8 protein-coding genes and 1 pseudogene are annotated in these 6,602 nt (G+C 64.4%); 6 read left to right on the top strand and 3 right to left on the bottom strand.

Annotated features, from left to right (window positions below; translation table 11 throughout):
* Positions 1 to 179 precede the first annotated feature (179 nt).
* From ACIBL3_RS47135 to ACIBL3_RS47125, 3 genes are all read left to right on the top strand, one after another.
* Positions 180 to 791, top strand: a complete 612-nt coding sequence (locus ACIBL3_RS47135) for a DUF4240 domain-containing protein (protein ID WP_396360601.1) — start codon at positions 180 to 182, stop codon at positions 789 to 791.
* Between the two features lie 382 nt (positions 792 to 1,173).
* Positions 1,174 to 1,566, top strand: a complete 393-nt coding sequence (locus ACIBL3_RS47130; protein ID WP_396360600.1) for a nuclear transport factor 2 family protein — start codon at positions 1,174 to 1,176, stop codon at positions 1,564 to 1,566.
* Between the two features lie 184 nt (positions 1,567 to 1,750).
* Positions 1,751 to 1,966 carry a DUF2716 domain-containing protein gene (locus ACIBL3_RS47125; RefSeq protein ID WP_396360599.1) on the top strand — a complete coding sequence of 72 codons (216 nt, stop codon included), beginning with the start codon at positions 1,751 to 1,753 and terminating at the stop codon, positions 1,964 to 1,966.
* Here the strand turns inward: ACIBL3_RS47125 and ACIBL3_RS47120 are convergent.
* Together ACIBL3_RS47120 and ACIBL3_RS47115 are read right to left on the bottom strand one after the other, a co-directional pair.
* Positions 1,949 to 2,635 (bottom strand): IS630 family transposase, encoded by a 687-nt coding sequence (locus tag ACIBL3_RS47120; RefSeq protein ID WP_396360603.1) that lies wholly within the window; start codon positions 2,633 to 2,635, stop codon positions 1,949 to 1,951. The two genes, ACIBL3_RS47125 and ACIBL3_RS47120, sit on opposite strands and share 18 nt — an antisense overlap.
* A gap of 70 nt (positions 2,636 to 2,705) precedes the next feature.
* Positions 2,706 to 2,897: pseudogene (locus ACIBL3_RS47115) on the bottom strand (hypothetical protein); the annotation flags it as partial.
* A 206-nt stretch (positions 2,898 to 3,103) separates the two neighbouring features.
* On the opposite strand from ACIBL3_RS47115, the gene ACIBL3_RS47110 reads away from it, so the two are divergent.
* The 3 genes from ACIBL3_RS47110 (at position 3,104) to ACIBL3_RS47100 (ending at position 4,799) form a co-directional block, all read left to right on the top strand.
* Positions 3,104 to 3,505 (top strand): DUF2716 domain-containing protein, encoded by a 402-nt coding sequence (locus ACIBL3_RS47110; protein WP_396360602.1) that lies wholly within the window; start codon positions 3,104 to 3,106, stop codon positions 3,503 to 3,505.
* Between the two features lie 86 nt (positions 3,506 to 3,591).
* Positions 3,592 to 4,062 (top strand): UPF0158 family protein, encoded by a 471-nt coding sequence (locus tag ACIBL3_RS47105; protein WP_396360598.1) that lies wholly within the window; start codon positions 3,592 to 3,594, stop codon positions 4,060 to 4,062.
* A gap of 245 nt (positions 4,063 to 4,307) precedes the next feature.
* Positions 4,308 to 4,799 carry a DinB family protein gene (locus tag ACIBL3_RS47100; protein WP_396360597.1) on the top strand — a complete coding sequence of 164 codons (492 nt, stop codon included), beginning with the start codon at positions 4,308 to 4,310 and terminating at the stop codon, positions 4,797 to 4,799.
* A 179-nt stretch (positions 4,800 to 4,978) separates the two neighbouring features.
* Here the strand turns inward: ACIBL3_RS47100 and ACIBL3_RS47095 are convergent, their stop codons facing one another.
* Entirely contained in the window at positions 4,979 to 5,800 is an 822-nt protein-coding gene (locus tag ACIBL3_RS47095; RefSeq protein ID WP_396360596.1) for a hypothetical protein, read from the bottom strand.
* Between the last annotated feature and the right edge of the window lie 802 nt (positions 5,801 to 6,602).

The raw sequence follows: 6,602 nt of genomic DNA, 5'->3' as shown, positions 1-6,602 counted from the left end.
ATCAGAACTGCATGGGCTTCAGATCTTCCTCGGGAAGGTGCGCTCCTTCATGTCACCCCGCCGAGGGCCATCCACAGGTTCTGATCATTGCTCCTTGCATTTCGCACCCCGATCAACGATCGGCATGGCCTTGAACGCCCGTGCGCACTGGGCCACCCTCGTCGTGGATACTCATGCGCGTGGATGTCGACGGATTTTGGCGTGTTGTGGAGTCCGCCAGGGTTGCCGCCGGTTCGAAAGCGGATCAAGCTCGAAGAGACGGCCAGCCCAGCGCAGTCACTGAGGCGTTGGTGGCAGCGCTTGTGAGACTTGCTCGTCCAGAAATCATTGCGTTCGACAACGTGTTCCGTGAGGTGCGCGCCCAGGCCGACAAATGGGATGTGTGCGCAGCGTGCTGGATCATCGAGTATGGGTATCTCTCGGACGACGGGTTCTCCGACTTCCGCGCAGGACTCGTCGGAATGGGCCGCAGCACGTTCGAGGCGGCTGTCAACGACACTGACTCTCTCGCACGGCATCCGGCAGTACGAGAGATCAGCGCTTCGGCCCGCCGCGATCGATGGATCGGCGATGAGCAGTTGCTGTTCGCCGCGCCTACGGCATATCAACTGCTGGCAGGAGACGCTGACGCGTTCTGGGACGCCAGGGAAGCAGCAGAGGCAGACGTGGCACGACCGACCGGAAGTCCAAAGCCTGCCGACGAGCGCTGGGATCTCCGCACCGAAGCCGAGTGGAGCAATCGCCTGCCCAAGCTGAGCGAGCTGTTCGCGGATCGGTTCCGATCCAGCTGACGACGGCCAGGCAACACCGGGCCTGTGGCGCAAAGCCCGCATGACACGTAACCGTCAAAAATCTCCGAACAGACAGCGAGTTCGAAGCCTCCGCGACACATTTCCGTCAGCTGATGTGGCACAAGCTAGACGTCTGACAACCAACTGAGGGAGCCGGTCAACACACGGATCTGGCGATGAGCGGACGGGCGCAGGCTAGCGCTTCCAAAGCGGCCCCGGCCAGTATTGAGAGAGCACTGACCGGGACCTAGGCACTAGTCCTGACTGGAAGACCAGCGGCTACACGCAGTCGACGGCTGATCGTCACCATCGTGTTCCCCCGCGCTCGTTGGAGCCCTCGTCCTAGCATGGCTGCGGTGAGGACAAACATAAGGACTGTGTGATGACAGAGCATCCGAACGTCGAGTTGATCAGGCGCTTGAGCGCGGCGCGGCTGACCATGGATGCCAAGGTCTTGCAGGACGTCCTTGGGGAGGACGTGGTCTGGCATATCCCAGGCGAAGACCAGTGGGCGGGAGACATCCGAGGACGTGATGCGCTCATAGCGTTGTGGACAGGCGTAGCGGAGGAGGGCGGCTCACTGTCGTTCGACCTCCACGATGTCCTGGCCAACGACGAGCACGCCGTCGCATTGGCCAACGTGACGATGAATCGACGGGACAAGGGCTCGCTCGAGATGCGGTCCGTTTGGATCTTCCACTGCTCAGGGGGCAAGGTGACCGAGGGGTGGTTCTTCGACGAGAATCCTGCGGCGACGTCGGCGTTCTGGTCCTAACCGAAGCTGACGCCATCCGCTACCAGGCGTACGCCTCTGGCGCCGGCCCTGGACCGGGGAACAACTCGTCCAGGCGGGTCAACGTCGCATCGTCGAGCCTCAGCGGCGGGAGACACAGACGCAAGCATCTGCCGCCGATAGGAAAGTTGAGGTGTCTAAGGTCGCGCCAAACTAGCCTCTGCCTGTGAGCGAAGCCTTCCGGGCCGAAGAAGTGTGGCGGCCGATTGAATACGCCGAGGCGTGGGCGGCATTCGACGCTCGCTTCGACTTCAAGCCTGACTACTACGAGCGTGCTGTGCCTGCCATCCGGCTCCCTGACGTCTGTGTTGTGATCGACCTCGCCCCTGTCTTTGCTCACGATGGCGCTAGTAGAGCGTCGCCGCTAATTGTTGGGGTATAGATGGCGGAGTTTGATGCGTGCGTCGTCGGTGGTGAATTGCCAGTCCACTTGACGCTGGTCGGCGTTGGTGTGGTTCTGCCAAGCGGTGAGCTCGGTGTTGAGGACCTCGAGATCGCCGAGGCGGCGGTCCAGGCATTGCCGGGTCAACGCGGAGAGTTCGATCTCGGCGATGTTGAGCCAGGAGCCGTGCTTGGGGGTGTGGTGGATCTCTAGCCGTTGAGCCAACGCGAATGCGTGTTCCGGCGCGAAGGCCTCGTAGAGCGAGGCGATGCCGTGGGTGTTGAGGTTGTCCATGACGAGCACGACTTTCGCGGCGTCGGGGTAGTCGTAGGTCAAGAGCTGTTCGACCTGGTGGGCCCACTCGGTCCTGGTCCGCCGTGGCCGGGCGTCGACGCGTCGCCGGCCGGCCAGGGGCTCGACCCAGCAGAAGATCGAGCAGGTACCACGGCGGACGTAGTCGCTGTCTTCCTTCAGATCTTGTCCCGGTGTGGCGGGGATCGGGTCGCGGGCGTGATCCAGCAGCTGGTAGGGCTTCTCGTCCATACACACCACCGGATACGCCGGATCGTAGGGCCGGGCGTAGACCGCCAAGACGTCCTCCATCCGGGCGGCGAACTCCGCGTTCGCCTTGGGCGGGATGGTCCAGCACTTCTTCAGATGAGGACGCAGTTTCGTTTTTTAGCACCCGCCCGATGGTGGAGTGGTCCAGGTCCGGGATGTCCTCGACCAGCGCGACGTGCTTCTCCAGCAGCCGCAGCGACCACCGGGCATGCCCTTCGGGTGGTTGCGAACACGCCAGCGCGATCAGCCGGGCCTCGACCTCGCCGGTCACTGGCGAGGGCACCGGCGGGCACTCCCGATTCTTGCGGGCGATCGTGGCCCACACATCACCGCCGCTGTCGGCGAAGCGCTTGGCGACCAGACGCAACATCTCGGCCGACACACCCAGCCGGGCCGCGATCACTTCCTGCGAATCGACCTCGCCGACCGAGGTGTCCAACGCGAGCAGCACCCGCGCCCGCCGGATCAACGCGGCCGGATGAACCCCCGTCGTGGTCACCCGAACCAACTCGTCACGATCGGCCGCGCACAACACGACCGGCCGCTTCTGCTGCGAGCCCATGACAACAGTCCTGTCTGGCAGAGGGGAAGGAGATCTGCCGACCTCAAACCCTCTCAACCAGCCACCCCGGAACTAAGCAGCGACACGCTACTAGGTTCGCGGCCGCCGAAGCGGCGATCACCGCGGCTGCCCTCCGGAACTTTGTTTGGCTCACCGACGAGGAAGAGTTGATCGCGTTGGACTGGCAGCACACTCCATACCGCTACTCGCCGGCCAAGCATGCTCTCGCGGACGTCGGATGGCCCGTCCCGGTGTTCCCGAACGGCGACTATTACGTCCACACCACGTCGGACCTGCGGTGGGGCACGTTCGCACACCCGTGGCAGCAGTCGCTGACCGTCTGGGGCGAAGAACTGGTGCGCACCCTCGGGGCGGAACTGTTGACCTGGCTACCCCGCCACGCGCAGAGCCCTTAAACGCACGCACCTGCCGCGGACAGCGTGGAACGCTACGCGGCCATCCGCTCCTGCCGCAGCCCGGAACAGGGATCTACACTGAACGGGTGCTCGACCTAGCCAAGCTCGACGTAGACGAGATAGCAACCGCGCTGTCGGACCAGACCGACTACGAACATCGCTGGCTGATTGACCCAAACACAGGACGGATTGCGTTCTGGACATCTGACACCGGCATCGATGGGGAGAACCCTGTCGAGCTTGACGAGCTGGACCTGATTCCCATCGATCCGCTCCCTTCCCATGTCTGGTACCAGGACATGGCTGACTTCGCAGAGGGGGTCAGCGACGAGAGTGTCGGACGACGGTTGGGGCGGGCAATCCGAGGCAAGGGAGCCTTCCGCCGATTCAAGGACGAGCTATACGAGGAACACCCCGAGCTGGCGCCGGCCTGGCACGCCTTTCGTGACGTGCGAGCACAGCGCCGAGCCGTCCAGTGGCTGCTGGACCAAGGGCTGATCGGCGACGACGCAGTCCGTGATTTCGTCACCAACCACCCCCAACCCGACCTGCCTTAAGACACCGGCGTAGATGACGCCAAGACCACCGAGGTTCGATGCGCACTGACATGCCGCATTTCCGCGCTCAGGCCGAATTGGGAGCGTTGCCAATGCCGGCCCAGCGAGGATGAGCACCTGACTGATCATCGCTGGGGAGATGTCGGTGGTCGCCCGTACCGAGCTCGTGAGGCACTGGACGGTCCGGCTCGGCCGACGGCCGGCTGACCATAGACACAGCGCCAGTTCCGACCAGAATTGGGCGGATGGAGCGAGCACCAGAGCCTGAGGCAAACGACGAGGTCGGCGCGGTCGTCGGATGGCTGGAATTCCACCGCGATGCCCTGGCCGCAAAGTGTGACGGCATGAGCCCGGAACAGCTGGTCACGGCGTCCGCCCCGCCGTCGACACTGACACTGCTGGGCCTGGTCAGACATCTGACCGAGATCGAACGGGACTACCTGACCAACGACCTCAGCGGTGAAAGCCGGGGCACGGTCTACCTCTCCGACGACGATGACGAGGCCGACATCGAGAACCTCGACGTGTCGATGGTGCCCGAGTCACTGGACCGGTGGCACCAAGAGCGGCAGGCCGCGAATGCCGTGATCGCGCGGTACGACGACCTGTCGGCGCTCGCGCCGACAGGCAAGGCGTCGGTGCGGGCATACCTGCTCAAGGTGGTCCAGGAGTATGCCCGCCACAACGGTCACGCCGACATCATCCGCGAGCGGATCGACGGCGCCCGCGGCGAGTAGCCGACACGACGCCGGGACCAGGGGCCAGCAGGGGAAGCCCGGGGTCCCCGGAGTCTGTCAACCGCCACGTGTTGTACCCGGGCATGCTTAACGTCCTGTCATGCCGCGATCCGCGCTGTCGCAGATCCTCGCGTTCGCGCCGAGGACTGCGGAGATAGGGGTTGGACTCAGCGTTTGCATCACCGAGGTGTGAGCCTGACGCCTGTGGCGGCGCTGATGACCGCCCGGTCTCCGAGCGGCTCTGCCAGGGTCACGACAGCGGGCGTCGAATACGCAACGAGCGCACCACAGCCGGCGCCGGCCATAAGGGGACCGTGGCTCCCGCCGATCACGACCAGGTCGTCGAATTCGACGACGTGAGCTCGAAGGTCGGACTCACAGCCCCCATGGCTGAGCGAGAAGGTGAGCGTGTTGCCCTCGATCCGGGTGAGCCGCCCGGCCCCGAGCAGGCCGGGGTCCAGCTTGGCGAGCCCGGGCGGTGGCACGGGCTGAACAACAGGCTTGAGCACGTCCTCAGAGACTGCGACGACGACCATCGGCCTCGATTTGCCCTTCGCCGTGAAGGACCACGCCGGCACGGTCGCCGGGCCGTTGCTCGTGTCCACGTCGACGGTCGTCAAGGATGCGGCGGTGATCGTGAGTCTGCACTTCGATGCCGGTATTTGTACGTGTCCGCAGTTGTCGTGCGGAGTTCCAATCGCTTGTGCCAGTGCGGGCCGGGGATCGAGGACCCTCACCGACAGACTCGAGCCGTCGCCGAAATCGATGCGGGTGGTGCCACCTGATCCGGCTTGTACGCCCGGCGCGATGGTGACGTGCCCGGCCCCCCAGGCAACCTTCTGCTCGGTCGTCTCGAAGCCCAGGTCCGGTGTCCGCGACGAGTACAGGAAGATCCCCTCGGGCGACTTCGGGATCCCCGCAGCCCGGACGGCTCGCGCCACGTCGCGTGCCCGGTCGAGAAACACCGCAGGCGCAGGAGCGGACGGAATCAACGTCGGCACCGCATCACGCGGCGTTGTCGCTCCCGCGATAGGCGTTGCAATAGTTGTCGCTCCAGAGGTTGGCGCTGCCTCGGTCCCACACGCCGATAGGGCAAAACCGATCAGAACGGCGGCAGGACCCAAGTACGCACGACACCTCGCACCGCGCCTGACGGACCTCATGCTTGGTGAGACGCGCCAGGTCTGGCGAATCGTTGCATTGGCCGTCATAGGCCGAGTATCTGCTCGTCTCCGGTGAGTCGACAAGGCACGCGCTCGACCAGACAGCTCAGCGCGGCGTCAAGCATCGATCGACCTGATCGACTCATCGCGGGGCCCTCGGTTTCACTCCAGGCCTGGTGGCAACAGGAGAGTCACCGTGGCGATGAGCCCCGGACCGAGTATGTCGTCAAAACGCACTCTCATCAGCGTAAGTCGTTTTGCGCAAGCCCTTTGGCCGGTGCCTCGTCCGTCGTCTGTCCCTGCATAGCCGTATGGGGATGGTGCCCAGCAGCGTGTAATCGGGTTGGTGAGACGACGGGCGGGGCTGCCCATGATGAGCGTCGAGGTACTCGGTGGTCCTCAATGCCGCGCAGGGCTCGCCCCGGCCGTCAGCTTTGCGCCGCCACGACGACGTCAGGCAGCGAGCTGGGTGGACCTCCTCGCTCGGGTGCCGTGAGCCCTCTGTGTCAAGGTTGCCTGAGGCAAGATTTGTTCTTGAAACCTTCAGTTGAGGGCGAGCGAGGAGTCTGACCCCAAGTGAGTTCGTTTGATGAGAAGGTGCCTGATCCGGAGGTCCCGGCGAGGGCGCGGTCGCGGAGGT

It is taken from the genome of Kribbella sp. NPDC050124, assembly GCF_044460355.1.
Taxonomy (GTDB): domain Bacteria; phylum Actinomycetota; class Actinomycetes; order Propionibacteriales; family Kribbellaceae; genus Kribbella.
The sequence above is the reverse complement of the archived record's forward strand: the minus strand, read 5'-3'. Positions and strand labels throughout refer to the sequence as shown.

Coding starts and splice junctions, on each gene's coding strand:
- ACIBL3_RS47100 (WP_396360597.1), top strand. CDS start 4,308: ATGGAGCGAGCACCAGAGCCTGAGGCAAACGACGAGGTCGGCGCGGTC.
- ACIBL3_RS47130 (WP_396360600.1), top strand. CDS start 1,174: ATGACAGAGCATCCGAACGTCGAGTTGATCAGGCGCTTGAGCGCGGCG.